Origin of the sequence: Mesorhizobium sp. WSM4307 (genome assembly GCF_007003945.1) — a bacterium.
In the GTDB taxonomy this organism is placed as follows: Bacteria; Pseudomonadota; Alphaproteobacteria; order Rhizobiales; family Rhizobiaceae; genus Mesorhizobium.
In genome coordinates this window covers 258,318-279,367 of the sequence record NZ_VFTB01000002.1, presented here as the reverse complement: position 1 = coordinate 279,367, position 21,050 = coordinate 258,318, and the positions used below count along the sequence as shown (strand labels likewise).

At 63.2% G+C, this 21,050-nt stretch carries 27 protein-coding genes and 2 pseudogenes; 15 read left to right on the top strand and 14 right to left on the bottom strand.

Annotated elements, in window-relative coordinates; genetic code table 11:
• Positions 1 to 3: 3 nt before the first annotated feature.
• The 4 genes from FJV83_RS05000 to FJV83_RS04985 all read right to left on the bottom strand — a co-directional run bounded on the left by FJV83_RS05000 (position 4) and on the right by FJV83_RS04985 (position 4,680).
• Positions 4 to 954: a helix-turn-helix domain-containing GNAT family N-acetyltransferase gene (locus FJV83_RS05000; protein ID WP_142884829.1), complete on the bottom strand. Its 951-nt coding sequence runs from the start codon at positions 952 to 954 to the stop codon at positions 4 to 6.
• A gap of 71 nt (positions 955 to 1,025) precedes the next feature.
• Positions 1,026 to 2,171 carry an alanine racemase gene (locus tag FJV83_RS04995; protein ID WP_142884830.1) on the bottom strand — a complete coding sequence of 382 codons (1,146 nt, stop codon included), beginning with the start codon at positions 2,169 to 2,171 and terminating at the stop codon, positions 1,026 to 1,028.
• Positions 2,168 to 3,490, bottom strand: a complete 1,323-nt coding sequence (locus FJV83_RS04990; protein WP_142884848.1) for a D-arabinono-1,4-lactone oxidase — start codon at positions 3,488 to 3,490, stop codon at positions 2,168 to 2,170. The genes FJV83_RS04995 and FJV83_RS04990 overlap by 4 nt, the downstream gene beginning before the upstream one ends.
• 5 nt (positions 3,491 to 3,495) lie before the next feature.
• Positions 3,496 to 4,680, bottom strand: coding sequence for an MFS transporter (locus FJV83_RS04985; RefSeq protein ID WP_142876446.1), 1,185 nt, complete (start codon positions 4,678 to 4,680; stop codon positions 3,496 to 3,498).
• A gap of 125 nt (positions 4,681 to 4,805) precedes the next feature.
• On the opposite strand from FJV83_RS04985, the gene FJV83_RS04980 reads away from it, so the two are divergent.
• From FJV83_RS04980 to FJV83_RS04955, 7 genes are all read left to right on the top strand, one after another.
• Positions 4,806 to 5,432, top strand: coding sequence for a TetR/AcrR family transcriptional regulator (locus FJV83_RS04980; protein ID WP_142876447.1), 627 nt, complete (start codon positions 4,806 to 4,808; stop codon positions 5,430 to 5,432).
• A 177-nt stretch (positions 5,433 to 5,609) separates the two neighbouring features.
• A complete protein-coding gene (gene groES / locus FJV83_RS04975) occupies positions 5,610 to 5,906 on the top strand; it encodes a co-chaperone GroES (RefSeq protein WP_010915433.1) in 297 nt (98 codons plus the stop codon).
• A gap of 62 nt (positions 5,907 to 5,968) precedes the next feature.
• The gene (gene groL / locus FJV83_RS04970; RefSeq protein WP_095770579.1) at positions 5,969 to 7,624 is read left to right on the top strand and encodes a chaperonin GroEL; all 1,656 of its coding nucleotides are present in this window, start codon (positions 5,969 to 5,971) and stop codon (positions 7,622 to 7,624) included.
• 349 nt (positions 7,625 to 7,973) lie between these two features.
• Positions 7,974 to 10,043 (top strand): TadE/TadG family type IV pilus assembly protein, encoded by a 2,070-nt coding sequence (locus tag FJV83_RS04965; protein ID WP_246691799.1) that lies wholly within the window; start codon positions 7,974 to 7,976, stop codon positions 10,041 to 10,043.
• Positions 10,040 to 10,210 (top strand): TadE family protein, encoded by a 171-nt coding sequence (locus FJV83_RS36865; protein WP_246691798.1) that lies wholly within the window; start codon positions 10,040 to 10,042, stop codon positions 10,208 to 10,210. The genes FJV83_RS04965 and FJV83_RS36865 overlap by 4 nt, the downstream gene beginning before the upstream one ends.
• 95 nt (positions 10,211 to 10,305) lie before the next feature.
• Positions 10,306 to 10,629 carry a hypothetical protein gene (locus FJV83_RS36860; protein ID WP_246691797.1) on the top strand — a complete coding sequence of 108 codons (324 nt, stop codon included), beginning with the start codon at positions 10,306 to 10,308 and terminating at the stop codon, positions 10,627 to 10,629.
• Positions 10,626 to 11,066: a TadE/TadG family type IV pilus assembly protein gene (locus FJV83_RS04955; RefSeq protein ID WP_142884831.1), complete on the top strand. Its 441-nt coding sequence runs from the start codon at positions 10,626 to 10,628 to the stop codon at positions 11,064 to 11,066. The genes FJV83_RS36860 and FJV83_RS04955 overlap by 4 nt, the downstream gene beginning before the upstream one ends.
• A 2-nt stretch (positions 11,067 to 11,068) precedes the next feature.
• Here FJV83_RS04955 and FJV83_RS04950 read toward each other — a convergent pair whose 3' ends face one another.
• Positions 11,069 to 11,677, bottom strand: coding sequence for a TetR/AcrR family transcriptional regulator (locus FJV83_RS04950; protein ID WP_142884832.1), 609 nt, complete (start codon positions 11,675 to 11,677; stop codon positions 11,069 to 11,071).
• A gap of 98 nt (positions 11,678 to 11,775) precedes the next feature.
• Here FJV83_RS04950 and FJV83_RS04945 point away from each other — a divergent pair, with 98 nt between their 5' ends.
• From FJV83_RS04945 to FJV83_RS04925, 6 genes are read left to right on the top strand one after another with little or no spacing between them, the layout of a single operon-like run.
• Entirely contained in the window at positions 11,776 to 12,285 is a 510-nt protein-coding gene (locus FJV83_RS04945) for an NAD(P)-dependent alcohol dehydrogenase (RefSeq protein ID WP_246691796.1), read from the top strand.
• Positions 12,286 to 12,345: 60 nt separating this feature from the next.
• Positions 12,346 to 12,738: a transposase gene (locus FJV83_RS36335; RefSeq protein WP_185976822.1), complete on the top strand. Its 393-nt coding sequence runs from the start codon at positions 12,346 to 12,348 to the stop codon at positions 12,736 to 12,738.
• Entirely contained in the window at positions 12,722 to 13,297 is a 576-nt protein-coding gene (locus FJV83_RS36330) for an IS630 family transposase (RefSeq protein WP_185976821.1), read from the top strand. Before FJV83_RS36335 ends, FJV83_RS36330 begins: the two co-directional genes overlap by 17 nt.
• 18 nt (positions 13,298 to 13,315) lie before the next feature.
• The gene (locus FJV83_RS04935; RefSeq protein ID WP_281408850.1) at positions 13,316 to 13,831 is read left to right on the top strand and encodes a zinc-binding dehydrogenase; all 516 of its coding nucleotides are present in this window, start codon (positions 13,316 to 13,318) and stop codon (positions 13,829 to 13,831) included.
• Positions 13,832 to 13,864: 33 nt separating this feature from the next.
• Positions 13,865 to 14,314 carry an OsmC family protein gene (locus FJV83_RS04930; RefSeq protein WP_142876449.1) on the top strand — a complete coding sequence of 150 codons (450 nt, stop codon included), beginning with the start codon at positions 13,865 to 13,867 and terminating at the stop codon, positions 14,312 to 14,314.
• A 15-nt stretch (positions 14,315 to 14,329) separates the two neighbouring features.
• Entirely contained in the window at positions 14,330 to 14,716 is a 387-nt protein-coding gene (locus FJV83_RS04925; RefSeq protein WP_142886420.1) for a nuclear transport factor 2 family protein, read from the top strand.
• A gap of 14 nt (positions 14,717 to 14,730) precedes the next feature.
• Here FJV83_RS04925 and FJV83_RS04920 read toward each other — a convergent pair whose 3' ends face one another.
• From FJV83_RS04920 to FJV83_RS04890, 8 genes are all read right to left on the bottom strand, one after another.
• Entirely contained in the window at positions 14,731 to 15,342 is a 612-nt protein-coding gene (locus tag FJV83_RS04920; protein ID WP_095770916.1) for a LysE family translocator, read from the bottom strand.
• Positions 15,343 to 15,447: 105 nt separating this feature from the next.
• The gene (locus FJV83_RS04915; RefSeq protein ID WP_095788344.1) at positions 15,448 to 15,828 is read right to left on the bottom strand and encodes a YkgJ family cysteine cluster protein; all 381 of its coding nucleotides are present in this window, start codon (positions 15,826 to 15,828) and stop codon (positions 15,448 to 15,450) included.
• A gap of 4 nt (positions 15,829 to 15,832) precedes the next feature.
• Positions 15,833 to 15,997 (bottom strand): hypothetical protein, encoded by a 165-nt coding sequence (locus tag FJV83_RS36325; RefSeq protein WP_181167851.1) that lies wholly within the window; start codon positions 15,995 to 15,997, stop codon positions 15,833 to 15,835.
• Between the two features lies 1 nt (position 15,998).
• The gene (locus tag FJV83_RS04910) at positions 15,999 to 16,406 is read right to left on the bottom strand and encodes a hypothetical protein (RefSeq protein ID WP_142886419.1); all 408 of its coding nucleotides are present in this window, start codon (positions 16,404 to 16,406) and stop codon (positions 15,999 to 16,001) included.
• Positions 16,406 to 16,633 (bottom strand): hypothetical protein, encoded by a 228-nt coding sequence (locus tag FJV83_RS04905; RefSeq protein WP_095770917.1) that lies wholly within the window; start codon positions 16,631 to 16,633, stop codon positions 16,406 to 16,408. The genes FJV83_RS04910 and FJV83_RS04905 overlap by 1 nt, the downstream gene beginning before the upstream one ends.
• A 386-nt stretch (positions 16,634 to 17,019) precedes the next feature.
• On the bottom strand, positions 17,020 to 17,229 hold the full coding sequence (locus FJV83_RS04900; protein WP_010915421.1) for a cold-shock protein: 210 nt from the start codon (positions 17,227 to 17,229) through the stop codon (positions 17,020 to 17,022).
• 501 nt (positions 17,230 to 17,730) lie between these two features.
• Positions 17,731 to 18,060 (bottom strand): YciI family protein, encoded by a 330-nt coding sequence (locus FJV83_RS04895; protein ID WP_245437705.1) that lies wholly within the window; start codon positions 18,058 to 18,060, stop codon positions 17,731 to 17,733.
• Positions 18,061 to 18,106: 46 nt separating this feature from the next.
• Entirely contained in the window at positions 18,107 to 18,775 is a 669-nt protein-coding gene (locus FJV83_RS04890; RefSeq protein WP_185973421.1) for a glutathione S-transferase family protein, read from the bottom strand.
• A gap of 165 nt (positions 18,776 to 18,940) precedes the next feature.
• On the opposite strand from FJV83_RS04890, the pseudogene FJV83_RS04885 reads away from it, so the two are divergent.
• A pseudogene (locus FJV83_RS04885) lies at positions 18,941 to 19,128 on the top strand (CsbD family protein).
• A gap of 55 nt (positions 19,129 to 19,183) precedes the next feature.
• Here FJV83_RS04885 and FJV83_RS04880 read toward each other — a convergent pair.
• Positions 19,184 to 20,317, bottom strand: a pseudogene (locus tag FJV83_RS04880) (metallophosphoesterase).
• A gap of 134 nt (positions 20,318 to 20,451) precedes the next feature.
• Between FJV83_RS04880 and FJV83_RS04875 the strand changes: the two are divergent.
• Positions 20,452 to 21,045, top strand: a complete 594-nt coding sequence (locus tag FJV83_RS04875; protein ID WP_142886418.1) for a hypothetical protein — start codon at positions 20,452 to 20,454, stop codon at positions 21,043 to 21,045.
• Positions 21,046 to 21,050: the final 5 nt, after the last annotated feature.

Sequence of the window (21,050 nt, the reverse complement as noted above, 5' to 3'; positions counted from 1 at the left end):
GCGCTATAATTCCAAATCCCATGTCTGCCCGACCAGATCCTTGCCGAAGGAATGGTGGCGCTCTTCGTCGATCAGATTGAAGCCCGCCGCCTGATAGATGCGGCGCGCCGAGCCCAGTATATCGTTGGTCCAAAGCGTCAGCGTCTTGTAACCTTTGGCTCGCGCGAAGGCGATGCACTCGTCGACCAAGCGCCCGCCGATGCCAAGGCCGCGTGCCGAAGGCTCAACATAAAGCAATCTGAGCTTCGCCACCTCGGGCGACTTGCGCACGACGAAGACCGAACCGACGACCTCGCCATCGCGCTCGGCGATCCAGCTGCGCTCCCATTTCGGGTCGAAGGATTTGACGAAGGCCGCGAGGATTTCGGCGACCAGCGCCTCGTAGGTTTCGTCCCAGCCATAATCCTGCGCGTAGAGCATCCCTTGCCGGCGGGTGATCCAGCCGATGTCGCCGATCTGCAGCGGCCGCAGCAGATAGGGAATTTTCGGCTCTGCGCTTTCGTCCAGCAGTGCCTGGATAGTCCGCATGGACTTCACCAGCCGGTCCTGTTCCGAAACAGGCAGCCGATCGAGCAAGGCCGCGACCTGGTCATGCGAATCCTTGTTCAACGGCGCAAATGCATTCCTGCCCGCCGGCGTCAGCGCAATCGAGGATTGCCTGGCATCCGAAACCAGCGTCGACCTGGAGATGAGGTCATGGCGTTCGAACTTCTTCAGCAAACGGCTGACATAGCCGGCGTCGAGACCGAGATCGCGCCCAAGGTCGGTCGCGGTCAAACCGTCGCGGTGCGCCAGCTCGTAAAGCACGCGCGCCTCGGTCAGTGAGAAGGCGCTTTTCAGCAACCCTTCGTCGAGCAGGCCGATCTGGCGGGTGTAGAAGCGGTTGAAAGCCCGCACCGCATCGATCAGCTGCTTGTTCGGCGCTTCGTTCTTGGGGTGATGGTGAATCGTCATGGTCATCTCCTGCCTTCACAGGATCAACCATTTACTTGACTTAGTCAACTATATCGACCTACCCGACGCGATCACATCATCGGCAACACCGGCCAACGATCAACGATCCTGCCCTGGGAAAGCACCGCGATCGGCCCGAATTGCTGCAGCACGGCCTCGCTCTGCGTCGGCCGCAGGAACGCGTAGTCGCCTGGTTTGGCGACGCTATCGGCAGGCAGGCCCATGAATTGCTGGTTGGAAGACAGGCCGAGCAGGCGATTCGTCCTCATGCCCTCGGGAAAGACCGGTTCGGCCATCCATTTGCCGCCATAGAGATAGCAGCCCTTGCGGGGGAACCGGCCGAGCGCCTGCAGCAGGCGGGAAACAGCCGGCGGACCCGGCAGCATCGGCTCGGCCATCTTCAGGATCGGCGTCGCGATGAAGGCCGCCGGCTGGAAACCGTCGAGGCCAGGCGTGTCGAAATCGCTGGGCAGCACGAAGGCCGACCCCATCGACACTTCATTGGCAATGCCGCCGTGATGCAGCAGCGCGGTCTTGCTGCCGCCAATGTTCAGGATGCGGCGCCGGTCCGGGCCGAGGCGCGCCACGAAAGCGGCGGCCCGCTCCGAAGCCTGCGCCAACGCCTTGGCCGGCCCGCCGAACAGGCCGGGAATATGCGGCGCGTGCGCCTCATAGGCCATGACGCCTTCGCAGCGCAGTCGTTTGTGGGCCGCCATGGCGCTTAACGCTTTCGACAAGGCCTCCGGGTTGGCGAAGCCGCCGCGATGCAGCCCGACATCGATCTCGAAGGCGATGCGCAGTTCGATATCGAGTTCGATCGCGAGAGCGCCGTATTCCGCCAGTCTTTCGTCACTGTCGATCAGCCAGCAGACGCGCGACCAGTCGGCGCCACCCTTCACCAGTGCCGCCCTGGCCGCCCCGATCGGCATCGGCTTGCCGAACAGGAGACCCGCATCCGGAAACGCCTCCAGCACCGCCTCACTGATCGGTGGATGAAAGGTCATGAAGCGGCCGGTTCCGAGCGTCTTGCCGATATGCGCAAGCAGCGGCAGGCAAGCGAGCGACTTGTCGACCAGCCGCACGGCAAGACTCGGGTCAAGCCTGGCTTTGACCAGCGCAATGTTGCCATCCAGCCGGTCGAGGTCGAGCAGCAGGCAGGGCTGGAAGATGCCGGCGGTCTTCAGTGCTTCGGAGAGCGCGGCAAAGTAGGCACTCATCGTTCGATGCCAAAAGGACTGGGTTCGATGCCAAAAGGACTGGGTTCAATGCCGAACAGCCCTGCCATGTAGGGCGAGACGAATCGGTTTTGCGGATCGATGTCGCGGCGAACCGCCATGGCGTCGTCCCAACGGGGATAGAGCTTCTTGAAATCCGCCGCCTTCAGGCTGTGCATCTTGCCCCAATGCGGCCGGCCGCCATACCTGCGGAAGATCGGCTCGGCCGCCTGCATGAAGGGCAACGGATCGCTCGCCGCGTCGTGGTGGACGGCGATCGAACAGGTCGGCCTGTTGTAGAAGGGCGAGAGCCAGAACCGATCAGCCGCGACGCTGCGCACCTCCATTGGGAAATAGACTTCGGGAAAGTGCTTTTCGGTGAGCGCGATGATCTCGGCCAGCGCCTTCGGCCCCTCCTCGAAGGGAAGGTGATATTCCATCTCGTTGAACTTGGTCTGGCGGTCGCTGGCATAGACGTTGAGCCAGTCCTGCACATAATCCTCGGCCGGCACTTTCGCGACGGCACCGAGGATCAGGCGGCGGCGCAGTGACGGCAGCCAGGCGAGCCCGGTGCGCAACCGGCGCAGCGTGCGCAAGGAGCCTTCGTCATCGTCGGTCGGGCGCGTGGTGGTCGCCTCGGTGCTGAAGTCGCTGGCGATGAACTGCGCGTAGCCGGAAAACGGAATGTAGTAGAATTCGGCCGAGCGGTGCGCGGTCATCATCTTTTCGAAATCGCGCAGCATGTCGCCGATCGGCAGCACCCATTTGCGGCGGCGCAGCCGGTAGGTCGCGATGTTGTTCAGCGTCACTTCGCTCAGGACACCGAAGGCACCCAGCGCGACGCCGATGGCGTGGATCATGTCCTGATCCCCTGCCCTGGTGAAGTCGCGGACCTTGCCGAGCCCGTCGACGATCTGCACCGTCTCCAATTGCGTGTGATAGGCGCCGAGCGTCGGCCCCGAGCCGTGGGTGGCGGTTCCCAGCGCGCCGCCGATTGCCTGGCGGTCGATGTCGCCCATATTGGGCAGGCCCTGGCCGATGCCGTGCAGGATGTGCATGAGCGAACCGAGCCGCGTCCCTGCCTTCACGCGTGCCTGATGCTTTTCAGCGTCATGCGAGACCAGCCCTTCCAGTTTTTCCAGAGACAGGATCGTGCCCTCGGATTCCACCAGTGGGGTGAAGGAGTGACCGGCACCGACGACACGGACCGGGCCGGGCGCGGTGCGAACGAGGTCACCAACTTCGCTGGCATCGGCGGGGCTGGCGATCAGCCGCGGCGCGGCAGTGACAAAACCGGACCAGTTGCTCCAGATGTTCGACATGGCGCTCACGCAACAACCCGGCGACGCCGCGCCACGAGGATGAACAGGCCAAGCAACAGCACACTGGCCAAGGCACTGCCGGCAGCGAATTCCGGAACCGGGCGGAAATCCTTGCCGTCGATGAGCAGCGACGCCGCAACCGGCCCGATCGCCAGGCCGAAGAGCTGCGCGGCCGGCACCAGGAGCACGGCGGTGCGGGTGTCATCGGCCGTGATCGCCAGGCGGATCTGGTAGGGCACGATGAACAGGAGAATGAAACCCATGACCAGGGCGGCGACCCAGAAGGTGGTGAGGCCAGGTCCGCTGGCCAGCACGAGCGAGGCGACAAGCGCGACAGTGCCAATGAGTGCGATGGCAACCCGATAATCGATGCGCGCCTCGAACACGGTCGCCGTCATCGCGCCCAGGACCTGAACCGCCAGGCTGGCCGAGACGATCAGGCCGACTGTGCGGCCGTCAATGCCGAATTGGGCGCCAACCGGTTCCAGAAACGCCCAGACCGAGCCGAAGAACATGAAGTAACAGAAGACGCACAACAGGGCGGTAATCGAAGGAATCGTCAGCACATTGGCGAGGTTCTCGTCCTTGGGCAGAATGGCGTAATCGGTGGGGACGACGAAGGCGACGATGAGCGACAGGACGCAGACGACCGCGAGAATGAGGAAGCCGCCGGCCGATCCGGCGGCCGGGATGACATAAAGCGCCAGCAGCAGGGCAAGCGCGCATTGCGCCAGCGTCTGCATGGTGACGAAAAAGCCGCCGATGCGTTCGGCGCGCCGCGAACGGGCGATCAGCTCGGTGGCGACCGCGACAAGCCCGCCTTCGGCAAGGCCGGCCAAGGCGCGTGCCGCCATCAATGCATTGGCCCCGGCGGCATAGGCCGTCCAGACATTCGCCAGCGCCAGCAGGAGCAGCAGCACCGCACTTTTCCAGCGCATGTTGCGGGCCGATAGCAGCATCGCGACGATCGCCGAACCGATGGCAATGGCGATCATCTCGGCGGTGGCGACCAGCGCCAGTTCGTCGCCGCTGACATGGCCCTCCGTGTAGAGAGCGCCGAGCAGCACTGGCTGCAGGCCGAGAATGAGCAGGCCGACCGAGCCGATCCACAGCGCCGAGGCAAGCTGCCCGCCGGTCGGATTGCCGACCAGCCAGTCGCCGCTTCCGGCATGCGCGTCACCAGATGCCAAAGCCGCCTCCCAACGTCCCTTGTCGCACGGCAAAAAAACTGACAATCTGTCAGTATTTTAGAAACTGATACTTGATCATATTTTTTGTCAACCAGAATTTGGCAATTCGTGCGAAAGACCGGTGTATGGTGGAAGCAAGGCGAACAGCGACCGAACCGAGGCGCAAGCCCAAGCAGGAGCGCAGCCGCGAGCGCATCGATGCCATCTTGTCGACGACCATGCGGCTGATCGGCGAGAAGGGCATCGACGCCGTCACCATGAAGGAAGTCGGCGCGTTGGCGGGCGGACCAATCGCCACCGTCTATCACTACTTCCCCAACAAGTCGGCGATCCTGGCGATGCTCTATGAGCGGTTTTCGGAGGTGAGCCGCGCGCGATTGACTGATATCCTCGCCGATGTCCGCGAAGCCAAGGACGTCATCGCCGCCGCCGACCGGTTGCTTGACGACTACCTCGGCCGCGTCGCCGGCGATCCGGCCATCCAGGACCTGCAGAACGCCATCCAGGCCGACAAGGCGCTGAAGAATCTCGACATCGCCGAAACCCGGCATCAGGCCAGGATGTTCTGCGACCAGGTCACCACCTTGATCGAGCCGGGCAAGCATGAGCAGTTCGAACGCATGGTCCTGTTGATCTTCCAGCTCGCCGGTGGCGTGGTGCGCCTGGCGCTCGCGCAGGGCCAGCCGGAAGGCCGCCGGACCATCGAGGATTACCGGTCGATCATCCACACGCAGTTGCGGTTGTTTCTCTAAGCCGCAATCCGTGGAAAAAATTACCGCCTTTCGAGGCTGCCGCGCGCCTTGACTCTCGCAGGTCGGCGGCCTATTTCAGCGCCACGTTAGCACTCGCCCTTGGTGAGTGCTAACTATATGTCCGGCTTCGCCGGACGGAGGAACTGTTTCTCACCGTTCTCATTCGAGGAAGAAAAAATGGCAAAGTCGAAGTTCCGCCCGCTTCATGACCGCGTGGTCGTTCGCCGGGTCGAATCCGAATCCAAGACCGCCGGCGGGATCATCATCCCGGATACGGCCAAGGAAAAGCCGCAGGAAGGCGAGATCATCGCCGTCGGCTCCGGCGCGCGCGACGAAAGCGGCAAGCTGGTCCCCCTGGACGTCAAGGCTGGCGACCGCATCCTGTTCGGCAAGTGGTCGGGCACCGAAGTCAAGCTCAATGGCGAAGACCTTCTGATCATGAAGGAATCCGACATCATGGGCATCATCGGCTGATCATCGGCCTCACCGTCAACTGAATTCCGGGCTTTATCGCAAGCCCCTGCCAGGAGCTAAAAATGGCTGCTAAAGACGTAAAATTCTCCCGTGATGCCCGTGAGCGCATGCTGCGCGGCGTCAACATCCTCGCCGATGCGGTGAAGGTCACGCTCGGCCCCAAGGGCCGCAACGTCGTCATCGACAAGTCGTTCGGCGCCCCGCGCATCACCAAGGACGGCGTCACCGTCGCCAAGGAAATCGAGCTTGAGGACAAGTTCGAGAACATGGGCGCGCAGATGGTCCGCGAAGTTGCTTCGAAGACCAACGACATCGCCGGCGACGGCACCACGACCGCGACGGTTCTGGCGCAGTCGATCGTCCAGGAAGGCCACAAGTCGGTTGCCGCCGGCATGAACCCGATGGACCTGAAGCGCGGCATCGACCTGGCCGTCACCGAGGTCGTCGCGGCGCTCGGCAAGGCCGCCAAGAAGATCAAGACCTCCGAGGAAGTCGCCCAGGTCGGCACCATCTCGGCCAATGGTGACGAGTCGGTCGGCAAGATGATCGCGGAAGCGATGCAGAAGGTCGGCAACGAAGGCGTCATCACCGTCGAGGAAGCCAAGACCGCCGAGACCGAACTTGAAGTCGTCGAAGGCATGCAGTTCGACCGCGGCTATCTCTCGCCCTACTTCGTCACCAACGCCGACAAGATGGTCGCTGATCTCGAGGACGCCTACATCCTCCTCCACGAGAAGAAGCTCTCCAACCTGCAGGCAATGCTGCCGGTTCTCGAAGCCGTCGTGCAGACCTCCAAGCCGCTGCTCATCATCTCGGAAGACGTCGAAGGCGAGGCCCTGGCCACGCTGGTCGTCAACAAGCTGCGTGGCGGCCTGAAGATCGCCGCCGTCAAGGCTCCGGGCTTCGGTGATCGGCGCAAGGCCATGCTGGAAGACATCGCCATCCTCACCGGTGGCCAGGTCATCTCGGAAGACCTCGGCATCAAGCTTGAGAATGTCGGCCTCAACATGCTCGGCCGCGCCAAGAAGGTGTCGATCTCCAAGGAGAACACCACCATCGTCGACGGCGCCGGCAAGAAGGCCGAGATCCAGGGTCGCGTTGCCCAGATCAAGCAGCAGATCGAAGAGACCACTTCGGACTACGACAAGGAGAAGCTGCAGGAACGTCTCGCCAAGCTGGCGGGCGGCGTTGCGGTGATCCGCGTCGGCGGTGCGACGGAAGTCGAAGTCAAGGAAAAGAAGGACCGCGTTGACGATGCGCTGAACGCGACCCGCGCGGCCGTGGAAGAAGGCATCGTTGCCGGCGGTGGCGTGGCCCTGCTGCGCGCTTCGGCCAACATCAAGGCTGCCGGCGCCAATGCCGACCAGGCCGCTGGCATCAACATCGTGCGTCGCGCTCTGCAGGCTCCGGCCCGCCAGATCGCCTCTAACGCCGGTGCGGAAGCCTCGATCGTTGCCGGCAAGATCCTTGAGAACAAGGGCGCGACCTTCGGCTACAACGCCCAGACCGGCGAATATGGCGACATGATCGCCATGGGTATCGTCGATCCGGTCAAGGTTGTCCGCACGGCTCTCCAGGACGCGGCCTCGGTCGCCGGCCTGCTCGTCACCACCGAAGCCATGATCGCGGAGGCTCCGAAGAAGGAGTCGGCTGGCGGCGGCATGCCTGGCGGCATGGGCGGCGGCGGCATGGGCGGCATGGGCGGCATGGACTTCTAAGAAGTCCATAAAGCACGCCCATGAACTTACATTGCTCGAGCCCGCAAGCGGGCTCGAGTGGCGGCATGGACTTCTAATCCAAGCCACCTGGCTTATGCATACGAAAGGGCGGCAGCGATGCCGCCCTTTTTCATTGCCTCCTGCAACGGTAGCGACCATCGAGGTCTGCACCACTCGACGGGGCACTCGCTCCTTTCTTGAGCAGTTTTCCAGCAAAATCAGAGGTTTCGACTAAGCTTTGACGGCGCTAGGTGAATTTGTCAGACAATATTTTTTAACACATTCGCGATTACTAAAGGGCGGGAGCATGGCGAGGTTGCTCCGCGTACGGCGTGTCGGGTAACCATCGATGCAATTTTTCCGGCGATTTTTGCGAAACCGCGACGGCAACGTGCTGATCATCTCGGCACTGGTGATGCCGGTCCTGATCGGCATGGCCGCCCTGGTGACCGAATATGGCGCAGCCCTCGTCGAGCGCGCCGACAATCAGCGCGTGGCCGACCTGTCGGCCTATGCGGGCGCCCTCGCCTACAATGTGAACAAGTCCACCTCGCAGATGACTGCTACCGCCGTCGGCGTCGCGGTGCTCAACGGCGTTCCCGCCGCCAATGTACAGGTGAGCCTGGTCGCCTCCCCGAAAACGATCGGCGTCAACGCGGTTTCGGTGTCGATCAACACCTACAGGACGCTGTTCCTGGCACGCGTCCTGAACGATCGCCAGCAATTGCAGATCTATGCCAATTCGGTGGCCGAGCTTGGTGCGCAGCCGCAAACGCCCGGATGCATGCTCGCGCTCGACGGCACGCAGACCGGCCTGACGCTGAGCGGCGGTACCTCGATCTCGGCGCAGAAATGCACCGTCTCTTCCAACAACACGGTGACCGTCCCCTGCGGCACCAGCATTTCGGCGCTCGGCGTCAACTACAATTCCGCCGCTGCCCCGAGCCAGCCTTGCAACGGCATCACCGGCCCAGGCGGGGCGACCGCGGTGATCACCAAGAAATCCACCCCCGACCCGCTGGCCGGCAATGCCGCGGTCACGGCCGCCGTGGCCCGTATTGCAACGGTTGCGGCGCTTTCGACGACAGCCGCGCCAACAGCGCCAACCACTCCCAACGGCAACAACATCGACTTCGGCTGGAACACAGGCCCCACCCAAGGCCAGGCGAACGCGCTCGGCTGCACCGCCAGCTGGGCATCGTCGTCATCGACCTGGACGCTGGACTGCGGCGGCAAAACCACGGTCAACCTGGGCACCGTCACCATCGGCGGCGGCATCAACCTCAACTTCGCTACAAGCGGCGCGGCAACGACAGTTTACAATATCGCCGGCGATCTCACGACCAGTGCCACCACCAATTTCGGGCCAGGCACCTACAACTTCGCCAAGACCCTCACCACGGCCGGAACCACGACGTTCGGGGCCGGCACCTACAATTTCGGCAAGCAGGTGACCGCCGCCGGCACGACGACCTTTGGCGCCGGCACGTTCAACTTCGCCAAGGGGCTGACCACCGGCTACGGCACCACCACCTTCGGCGCCGGCACCTTCAAGATCGGCCGCAGCGACACTGCCTGCAACGGCTCGGGACAGGTCAGCATCTGCAACGCGTCCGCCTTGACCTTTGGTGGACCGAGCACTTTCGAGCTCCCCGGCGGCTATACCAACACCGGAACGCTCACCTTCGGCTCGGGCACGACCAATTCCTACAAGATCGGGCCAGGCAGCAATGGCGACGCGATCACGCTCGGCGGCGGTTCGACAACGATCATGGCCGATGCGACGGGCGCCAGCAGCGTTTTCCAGGTCATCGGCAATGTGAACGGCGGCGGCGGCGGCAGCTGCTTTGTGGTCCCGGTCGCGGCGCAGCACGACATCGCCGGCAACTTCATCGGCTCGGGCGCCATTTTGCTCGGCGCCGGCGTCTACACCGTGGACGGCTATTTCGCGCTGGGCGGCAATGGCGGCGGCAGCGCCAACTGCAACGGCAGCACGATCAGCGTCAGCGGCGCCAATGTGACGCTTGTCCTGTCAGGCAAGGCCAAATCCAGTTCGGGAAGTTGTAACGGCTATGTTTTCTGCGTGGCCGCCGGCTATAGCAACATCGCGCTCACCGCACCCCAGTCGGGAGCGACGGCGAAGCTGGCGGTGATCGGCCCCACGGGCAGTTCCAACACCGGCGGCGCGACCTTCGCCGAAGGCGGCTCCAACGCCCAGATATCGGGCGCATTCTATTTTCCCTATGGCCCGATCATCATGAATGGCGGCTCGAGCGTGCTGGGATCGAACACCGACCCGAGCAAGTGCCTGCAGATGATCGGCTCACGCATCACGCTATCGGGCGGCACCACAGCCGCATCGGAATGCATCGCGGCCTCGAGTGCCGGTGGCAGCAGCAAGGTGAGCCTCGTGCAATGAGCAAGCAGTCACGCCTCGGCCACGCCAGCCGGCGTTTCGCGTTCACAGACTTCCTGCGGCGCCAGAAAACCGGCGTGTCGGCGGTCGAGTTCGCTTTGGTCAGCCCCGTGCTGCTGGTCATCCTGGCCGGAACCGTCGACATAGGCGGCTCATTGAAGGCCAACTGAGCTCGGCGGTTTCGGCTGGTTCGAACTATGCGCTGCTCAATGGCGACAAGGTCAATTCCACCGGCGGCGGCGCGCTGGCCGGCAACATTGCGACGGTGGTCACCAGCGGTCTGGGCGGCAATGGCGGCAGCATTCAGGTCGTTATCAACAACGGTGCGGCACTTGCCTACAATGCCACCACATCCACGGCCACCCAGAGCGGCACGGTCGCCAATGCCGATCTCTGCTATTGCCCGGGCAGTTCCGGGGCCGTGGCCTGGAGCACCCCGATGGCATGCGGCAGCATCTGCAGTGGCGGCGGCATTGCGGGGAAATTCGTAACGATCACGGCCAGCAAACCCTATACGCCGCTTTTCGGCGGCTTCGGCATCGTCAGCAACGGCAACATCACGGTCAAGTCGGTGGCGCAGCCGCAATGAGCCGCCGCCGATCCTTCCTGCGCGACAGATCCGGTGCCAACGCCGTCGAGTTCGCCTTGCTGTCAGTGCCGTTGCTGCTCGTGCTGATGGGCACGTTCGAGTTCGGCCGCATGTACTGGGCCCAGCATGTGCTGAATGAAATCGCCGCGGCAGGGGCGCGTTGCGTCGGCGTGCTGCAGAGCGGATGCGCGCAGAACGGCGTCTACGATGCCGCCAGCGCCATCAGCTATATCAGCAGTCGGGCGGCAACCGACGGCATCGTGCTCAGCAACGCCAACATCACCGTCAGCAACAACACCGCCTGCTCGGGCCTGTCCGGCTTTTCGAGCGTCCAGGTTTCCTACAAATTCACGACCGTGCTGCCGGCCTTCCTGACGTCGCTGGCTAACGGCCCGAACCTCAGCGCCAGCGCCTGCTTCCCGAACCAGGGGCCTTGACCTCAGACACCGGCCTCCGCGCGTCGCTGAACCTCGCCGGCAAGCACCGCGGCTTCGATCAGCGCCGCGACCTCGTCCGCCACCGCCTGTAGCGGGGCGCGGTCCCGGGTGGCGCGGGCGATCACCATCAGCCCTTCCAGCGACGATTCGACCAGCAGCGCCAGAGCGTGGGCGCGGCGTTCGGGCACTCCGGCCCTGACGAAGGCCTCACGCAACAGCCCTATCCACTGCTCGAAGGCCGCGCGGCACAAATCCGCCAGCTCCGGCACGTCGGTCGGTGAGTCCAGCACGACGGGCGCGATCGGACAGCCGAGCGAAAACTGGTTGTCTTCCAGCATGCGCCCCACTGCCTGGTAGATATGATGGACCGCCACCGCCGGATCCCTTTCGGCGGCCAGCGCTTCGCCCAGTCTCGCCGTCACCCCGGCAACGCTGTCACGCGTCACCTCGGTCACCAGTTGGTCCTTGCCGCCCGGAAAATGGAAGTAAAGCGAACCGCGCGGCGCGCCGCTGGCGCTCAATATGTCGTTGAGCGATGTGCCGTGATAGCCGCGCTGCCGGAGCAGCAGCGCGGTCGTGTCGAGTATGCGGGTGCGGGTGTCGTTCGCCATGTCAACCTCCGTCAGCAGCAATCATTATAGGCCTTGCGCAGAATATGACAATCGGTCTACATAATATGTAGATCAGTCTACATATCGGAGGCAACACCATGCGCAGCTATCGTCTTGAAGGGTCGGGCGGGACAGAATGCCTGGTGATGCGGGACGAGCCGCAGCCTCAGCCAAAACCGCATGAGATCGTGGTGCGTGTCCGTGCCGCCTCGCTCAACCGCCGCGACACGATGATCCTCAACGGCACCTATCCGCTGCAGCCGCGCCAGGGTGTCGTTCCATTGAGCGACGGGGCTGGCGACGTTGTCGCCATCGGCGATGCCGTCACCCGCTTCGCCGTCGGTGACCGTGTCACCGGCAGCTATTTCGCCCGCTGGATCGACGGCCGCATCAACGCCGATCTCATCGACCAGCTCGGTTGCGCGCTGGACGGCATGCTGGCGGAATACGCGGTTCTCGACGAACAATGGGCGGCGCGCCTGCCCGATCATCTCGAATGGCGTGAGGCGGCGACGCTGACCTGCGCCGGCGTGACCGCCTGGAACGCGGTGACGAGTGCCAGAATTCCAAAGCCAGGCCAATGGGTTCTAAAGCCTGTCGCGTTTTAAAGGATTCAGGATTCCCCTTGGTTTGAGTTCGTGATTCATTGCGGTTGAAAGGAGACCGCAATGGGCAAGCCGCTACCGCTTGAGTTGCGTCGGCGTGTTGTTGCGTATGTCGATGAGGGCCATGGTCACCGCGAGGCTGCGGGCCATTTCCGTGTTTCGCCTCGCTTTGTGAACAATCTGATCAACCTGCGCCGGCAGACCGGTTCGCTTGAAGCGCGCCGGCAGGGCCATGTGGGCGGCGGGAAGCTTGAGCCACATGCCGAGTTTGTCCGCTTGCGGTTGGCCGAAACCGGCGAACTGACACTGGATGAGCTTTGCGTCGAACTGGAGGGGCGTGGGGTGAGCGTGCACCGCTCCAATGTCGGGCGCCTGCTCAATCGCCTGGGGCTCAGCCATAAAAAAAACTCTACAGGCCAGCGAGCAGCAGCGGGCCGACGTGCGCCAGGCGCGTGAACTGTGGATCGGGCGGCGAAAGCGCTTCTTCAACAAGGCTTTGGCGCGGCTGATCTTCATCGATGAGACGTCAACCAACACCAAGCTGACCAAACGCACCGGCTGGGCGCCGAAGGGCGAGCGCTTCAGGACGCATGCGCCATTCGGCAAGTGGCAGACGCAGACCTTCATTGCCGGGCTGCGATGCCATGGTCTGGTCGCGCCGTGGATCGTCAACGCACCGATGAATGCCGCCATCTTCGAACACTACGTCGAGACCCAACTCGCTCCCGAACTGTCGCCCGGCGATGTCGTCATCCTCGACAATGTCGGCTTCCACAAGAACGAGCGCGCCGCGCAACTGGTTCGCCAAAGGGGCGCTTGGCTGCTGTTCCTGCCGCCCTACTCACCTGATCTCAACCCGATCGAGATGGCCTACTCAAAACTCAAGGCGTGGCTGCGAAAGAAGGCGGCCAGAACCTTCGACGCGCTCTGCCAGGCTCTCGGCGATATCTGCCGCCTGTTCGAGCCAGCCGAATGCAGAAACTTCTTCAAGGCTGCCGGATATGAGGCCAATTAATAGCGACACGCTTTAGTCATCGGTTCAGGCGGCGTCTCGCTCTTTGCGCTGCAGTTCGCCAAGCTGCTCGGCTGCCGCGTCGCCGCCGTCACCTCGCGCGCAGAGAAGGCCGACAGGCTACGGATGCTGGGCGCCGATCTTGTGATCTCGACGTCGGACATGCCCGAATGGGGTGCGGCCGTCCGCGACCAGACCGGCGGCATCGATCTCGTCGTCGAGACCGGTGGCCCGGCGACCTTCGCGCAGTCGCTGATCGCCAGCACGCTTTACGGACACATCGTGCTGCTCACGCTGCAGGATGCGAAAGGCGGATCGATCCAGATCCCGGCGGCAGTCTACCAGCGCAGCCTCGCCACCATCAGCCGCCTCTTCGTCGGCAACCGGAGCAATCTCGAAGCCATGCTGCGCGCTGTTTCGCAGCACCGCCTGTCGCCCATCATCGACAAGGTCTTTGCCTTCAGCGAGGCCCGCGATGCCTATCGCCATTTCCAGCAGGGCGACGTCTTCGGAAAAGTGGTCGTCGACGGCGCCTGACCCATCGATGCCTCAAACCAAAGGAGAACGACAATGACAATTCGCGAAGCCCAGGCGAGGTGGCAAGGGACGCTGAAAGAGGGTTCGGGCAAGGTGAAGCTCGGCAGCGGGGTTTTCGAAGGCGCCTATTCCTTCCCGTCGCGTTTCGAAAACGGTCCGGGCACCAACCCGGAAGAGCTGATCGCCGCGGCGCATGCCGGCTGCTTTTCCATGGCCCTGAGCGCCATACTGGGCACAGCCCACCACATACCGACAAGCATCAGCACCGTCGCCAAGGTGCATCTCGGCGCAGCCGCCGCGGGACCGACGATCACCCGCATCGAGCTTGAGACGCAAGCCGAGATTCCGGGGCTTGCTCCGGATGAATTCCAGAACCTCGCGGAGAGGGCGAAAACGACATGCCTCGTTTCGCGCGCCCTGGCCGGCGTGGCCTCCATCACGCTCAAGGCCGAGCTCCTCGCAACCACCACCACGGCACACTGACATCAGGAGCACGAGATGAAACAGGACAGCATTATCACTCTCAACCCAGACGACCGCTCCGGACAGACGGCCGAGATCATGCGGCGCTTCAACGACGTGTTCCAGCTGCACGACCCGTCCGCACTTCCCGAACTGATTGCCGAAGAATGCGTCATCGAAAACACCGTGCCGGCGCCTAATGGCGCGCGTCATGCGGGGCGGCAAGCATGCGTCCAGCTGTGGTCGGCGATCGCCACCCAGCCAGGCACGCGCTTCGACCTCGAGGAGACCTTTGTCGCCGGCGACCGGGCGACCATCCGCTGGCGCTACTGGATGGCCGACGGTAACTCCGTCCGTGGCGTCAATCTCATGCGTGTAGAGGACGGACGCATCGTCGAGGCGATGGGCTATGTGAAGGGATAGCTGGCCGGTCGCCGCTACCGGTCAGCCAATGCCAGCTTGGCGCCGAGCATGACAAACGCACCGGCGAAGGTTCGGCGCATCCAGGTCAGCACCATCGGCCGCGAGGCGACATGGCGGCGGATCGAAGCGGCGAAGATGCCGTAGCCGACGAAAACCACGAAGGTCAAAAGCATGAAGACGGAGCTGAGCTCCAGCATCTTCGACAGCGCATTGGGCTCGGTGGTGCTGACGAACTGCGGCAGGAAGGCGAAGAAGAAGATCGACAGTTTCGGGTTGAGCACGTTGACGAGGATGCCGGTGGCAATCACCTTGCCGGCCGAGCGCGGCGCGACATTATCCTCGACACTGAGGCCGCCCTTCTCCTTCAGCGTGTTCCAGGCCATGTAGATGAGATAGGCGACGCCGAGATATTTCAGCGTCTCGAAGGCGACCGCGCTGGTGTGCAGCAGCGCCGCAAGGCCGGTGATGGCAGCGGCCATATGCGGGATGATGCCGAGCGTGCAGCCGAAGGCGGCAATGATCGAAGCCCGCGCACCGCGCGAAAGTCCCGCACTCAGCGTGTAGAGAACGCCGGTGCCGGGCGAGGCAACGACGATCAGCGACGTCAACAGAAACTCGATGCTCATGATTTCCTCCATGGCCCTGCCCGGCAAGGAAGCTATCGGGTGGCGCAAGTCGAGGCAAGCGACGGCGATTGGTGTTTTCCTTGCGCCGCAAAGCGGGGGATGGAACTACCCCACCGCCAACCCGTGCGCGGCCCTTGCCATCAGGCACTCCTCGTCGCCAGGCATGCAGGCACGGCAGACATCCGGGCGCGTTTCATAGATGCCGCAAGCGGTCGACTTGCCGACTTCGCCGGTCAGGGCCGAACAGCGCACGCCCTCGCAGCGCATGCCGGACAGGTCGAGGGCAACATATTTTTCAGGAATGCGTTCGAGCTGCGCGTCATCCTCGGTGGAGAAACGCGGCCACTCGGCCGAATAGGAACAGCACGCGCCGCAGCTCTGGCAGTCGAAGAGCGGCGAGGCGTCACGTTGTGAGGAAAGGCTTGCGGCAGCGGCCAGGGCGAGCAGCCCCGGCGCGGCAGGATTGCGATCGGCGTCCCGCGGCAAGGTGCTATTTCTTCTTGCCTGTCTTGCGCGCCGGCGCTTCGACCGGTGACTTGAACAGATCGGTCGCGGGGTCGGCAGATTCGCTGGCCTTCGCGGCGGCCGGCTTGGCGGGCTTTGCTGCGGGAGCCGGCGCCGCCGGCTGGTCCTTGGCGGAGAATTTTATGGCCATGTCAGTCCTCGTCGGCGAAACGCGATGATGGGGCGCGTGGATTGCGCAAGCGGCCGATCAGCGCCGAAACCGCCGTGATGTTCATTTCCTCTGGCGACCAGTTCCTGGCTTCCGCGATGTGATGCGGCGCCAGTTCGCGATGGGTGCTGCCGCTATAGGCGGCATCCTGATAGGTGACCCGCTCCAGGGTCTTCCTGTCCTCGCGAACGTATTCTATCAGGTAGTTCGGGGCTTCGGCGCGGCCGCGCACGCCGACGCGCACCTGGGCATCGCCATGGGCGCGCTTGCAGCGCTCGAGTTTTTCCAGCACGCGCCGGACATATTCGACCGGCTTGTCCAGGGTTTCGACCATGTCGGCGATGGTCGCATCGGCCGCGATCGGCGTTGGCGGTACGCGCTTGGTGGCCATCAGCGTTTTCCGGCTCTTTTCGGGCGCGCCGCAAGTGCGGCGGCCGCCGCCATCTCTTCGGCTTCCTTTTCCAGGCGCAGCTCGCGCAAGCGGGCCGTCTTGGCTTCCCGCGCCTCGCTGACGGCGTCGCGCTCGGATAGGATGCGGTTGAGCGACATCGACTGGGTTTGCGTCTTGCTGAACAGCGACACCGCCGGATCGGCGGCGGTCTTCGAATGGTCGGTCAAAATCTTTCTCCTGTCAGGAGCCTGGTGCCGGTAGGGCGAGACCGGGTCGTCGGTCGGGACCACGCACAAAGCAACACGGCATCGGGGCAATACGGCGGCGGATTCAAATTGCCAAGCCGTCCCTTAGCACGTTCAGCCCGATGCGCAGCGCATTTTCGGCGGCAGCAGGCGTAATATGAAAAAGGCCAGGCACCGCCTGACCTTCCCTGGGGAGTACCGCGCATCCAGTGACATCCGGAAGGATGCACAGGGCTGGATCCGCAGGAAACGCTCCTCTCATGCGCATGATGCGCCTTGGAAACTCAGGTTTCCAGGGCCACGCGTCGGAATTCGCCCTGCACCGGTGCCAGTACATCCGTGGTCACCGGGAGGGCTGAATTCGTTCTTCAGGCCGCCTTCAACTGGTCGGCGGACATCTTGCCCGACTTGTTGTCGCGGACCATCTCGTAGCCAAGCTTCTGGCCCTCGACGATGTCGCGCATGCCGGCGCGCTCTACGGCCGAGATGTGGACGAAAACGTCGGCCGAGCCGTCGTCAGGCTGAATAAAACCAAAACCTTTGGTGGCGTTGAACCATTTAACTGTGCCGGTGCTCATAAACGAACCCTTTCCATGGCAAATATTCGTTAATCGCGGTGCGACTGCACAGCGATTTTTGTCTCGATTTTTGATGGGGAAGTTCGTCAAAGGCGCGCATGCGTGCGCGGATAACAAAAGTCGGTCAAACAAATATCGACATAGTTCTTTTAGACTGCTTTTGCCGCCGAGTCAATTTCTGGTTTTCCAAAAGCCCGTCTTCAATTTCAGGTTGTCACACGAATAGAGCCTCAACCGATGAACGGCAGAAAGGCCAGGCTCCTCCCAAAAAAATCACACCACCCCCGGAACCAATCCCCTGCCAGCGCATTTCATTGGGGTCAGCAGTTTCAGAGAGCGATCTCAGGAGTGCTGACAAAAGGACGCCTCCCGCACAATAACCGGTGCGAGGGGCGTTCTTATTTGTGTCAGGCCCTCTCCCGGATCACGGTGGCGGCCGAGCGGGGCTCGCACGCTGGAGGCGCTGTGGCCGGAGCCGGACCGTTAGCTTTCGGGGTCGCCCTACATGATCGTGCTGATCATCGGCAGGATCTCGTAGCGGAAGCCGCGGCCTGACCTTGCCACTGGATCGCCATCGGTTATCGCCTTTGCGTCGGCCTCGCTGCCGGCACGCAGGATCAGCAGGCCCCAAGGACCGGCCGGATCGGCGACCGGGCCAGCCAAGATCATGGTGCCCTCGCGCAGCTTGGCGCGCAGGTAGTCGGCATGCCGGCTCATCAGCTCCCTTTCCTCGTCCGTCATGGTAAAGGCGAAGTCCGGCCGCGGCGGGATCAGCCGGCAATGGAAGATCCTTGTCGTCGCAGCTTCACGTGGTGCTTCGTTGCTGGCCATCGGTCCTCCTCCAGGAGCGAAACCTGATTGCTGTCCGTCGTTCGGTCTATTCGTCCGGCCCCGGCTCCGGCCATGGCTCTTTCGCCGCCTCCGCATACCAGTGCCGCATCGCCGGCATTGCCAGCACGGCGTCGACATAGGCCCTGGTCTCGGGCGCGAGCTCGCCGCCATAGGTGTCGAAGCGGGTGACGACCGGTGCATACATGGCATCGGCCGCGGTGAAATGGCCAAACAGGAACGGACCGCCCTTGCCGTATTTCTCGCGGCATTCGCGCCATAGCGCCTCGATGCGTGCCCGCTGCACCTCCCCGTCGGCGTCGAGCGGCTTGTGCCCCTTCGGCCGCCGCAAATTCATCGGCCAGCCATAGCGCACCTCGCGAAAACCGGAATGCATCTCGGTCGCCGCCGCGCGCGCCAAGGCACGGGCGCCGATACCGGTCGGCCAGAGCTTTTTCTCGGGAAACAGGTCAGCGAGATACTCAAGAATGGCAAGGGTTTCCCAGACGATCCTGCTCCCTCCCTGCAACGGCTTGTGATTCAGGACGGGCACCTGACCGGTCGGCGACACTTTCGCCAGATTGGCAAAGGTCTCGGGCGTACGCAGCCGCACAAAACCTTCCTCGAATGGTATCTCCAGATGCCTCATCGCCACCCATGGCCGGAGCGACCACGAGGAGAAGCATTTGTTGCCGATGTAGAGCGTGAACTCCGCCATTTTTCTCTCCATGCGCGCGGTGCGTCCGCGCAACCTATCCCGCCAGCCTTGCCACCGGAAGCGGGTCGCGCAGTCATCCTATTCCGCAACAGCGCCTGGATTTTAATCGACGGCGGCCCGTTTGTTCGCGGCGGACGAATTCCCCCGAATTCAAACTTCCAGGAGATGCGGAACATGGTGAACAAGGATCAGGTCGCCGTCTGGCCAAGCAGGTCAAGGGCGCGGTCAAACAGGCCGCCGGCAAGGCGACCGGCAACCGACGGACCCAGGCCGAGGGCATGGCCGACAAGGTCGCCGGCAAGGTGCAGAAGGCCTATGGCGACGTGAAGGACAAAGTCAGGAAGGCACTCTGATCCCGCATCGAGACATGTCGTGCAATCGGAAAGGCGGCCGCCAGGGCCGCCTTTTTCAAGTGCTCCAGCCCTTGCTGAAAGCGTTGGTGAAGGTGACCTCGCCATGGTCGTCGGTCGCCTCGCCCAGCGCCACGTCCATGCCATCGCTGGTCACCCGGGCCACGGCTAACCCTCCCATATAAGCGGCCTTCGGCTTGAACAGGTCGAGCCCGTCACGGTGGTAGCTCAGCGGGGTGTCATGCTGATGGCCGTGGAAGATGCCGACGACATTGTAGCCCTTCAGCGCCGCCAGCAGCGCCTGTCTGTCGGCCTCGCCCCATCAGTGCGGCGCACCGGCGCCGTCATCGTCATAGGTGCGCTTGGCAGGATCCCACCGCTCCGTCGAAAAAATGTCCCAGCCATAGTGCTGGAACAGGATGACGGGGCGGCCATCCGCCGCGTAGGTCGCGAGATCCTGCTTGAGCCAAGGCAGGCTCGAATCGGCGCCATGGCCGATGTCGCCGGTGAAACGATGCGTCTGGACAAGGTGCAGGCCGCCCCAGTCCCATGAATAGCAGTCGGTGTCGACATCGTAGCTGGTGGCCGGCACAGGTGGTTTGAAGAACACGCCGGGGCGGTGGTTGACCTCGACGTAGTCGCGCAGTTCACGCCGGTACCAATCGACATGATGCGGCGGACCGTTCTGGTCGAGATCATGATTGCCGAGCCCGACATAGACCGGTATGTGGACACGATCCGGGCCAACGCCTTGGCTATAGCGCTGGCTGAACTGCAGCAGCTGCGTGCCCTCGCTCGGCTGGGTGATCTGGCCGCCGCCATCGTCGGTGATGTCGCCGCCGACGACAAGACCGAGCGGCATGCCGATCCGGTTGCCGGCCGAACGCAAGCCGGTGGCGACGCCGTTGATCTCGGCCGGCCAGTGCTTGTCATTGATGGCATTCAGCGCCGCGACATTGCGCAGCAGCGCGACGTCGGTCTTGCCCTCCTGCCGGCAGTTGGGGCTGAGGCCGCTCGCCATCCGGCAGGCATGGACATCGGCGATGAACAGGAAGGTGGCATCGATGGGCTGGATGCGCTGCCCGGTCTGTCCGAGCGCCGGGCGTGAAAGCGCGCCGGCCGCGACAAGACCCGCGGCCTGCATCAGAAAGCTGCGTCGTGAAAGCAATTGTGGCGCCCAGTGATTCATCATCGGCGGAATTTCAGCACAGGCGACGTCCGTCCGTCCAGTTTCGGCAATACCGTCACTGCCTTGACCATCGACATCGCCATGAACGTCTGTCAATTTCTACCTGCACTTGTATTCGCACGAAACGGAGGAGCGTCATGAAGCGCGCGCTTATCGGCATGGCATTGGCGGTTCTGCTGCCGGCGAGTGTTGCGTTTGCCGGTCCATGCGTCGATGCGAAGTCCGCGAAAAACGGGTTCATTCTGGCGAGGCCAGGCATCCAAAGCGAGTTTCGGCCCGCCGCGGGCGGGATGATCTCCGTCGCCAACAGCTATGAGTCGCAATCACCGCAAAAGCAGTTCCTGTATGCCGGCCTGATCGAGGTTTTTCGCGACAGCAACACCGGCCGGCTGGCAATGATCCCGTTTTCCGACCTGCGAAAACTGTTTCCGCTAAAGGCGGGAACCAAGAGCACGATCGAGTTCGTCGAGTTGTCGCCGGACAAGCAGCCGAAGGCCACCAAGACGCTGATCCTGGTCGTCAAGGGCAAGGAAACCTTCAGCCTCGGCGGCTGCAAATACAACGTCCTGGCGGTCAAGGAGACCTTCAAGAACGGAGCCGGCGAGACGCTCGACACGTTCACCGCGCTCTATGCGCCCGATCTGCAAGCCTCCCTTGCCCGGCGCTATGATGAAGGCACCAGCGCGGAATCGGTCAACGGCTACGAGACGATCAAGCCGCTGGCCGAGTAGAGGTC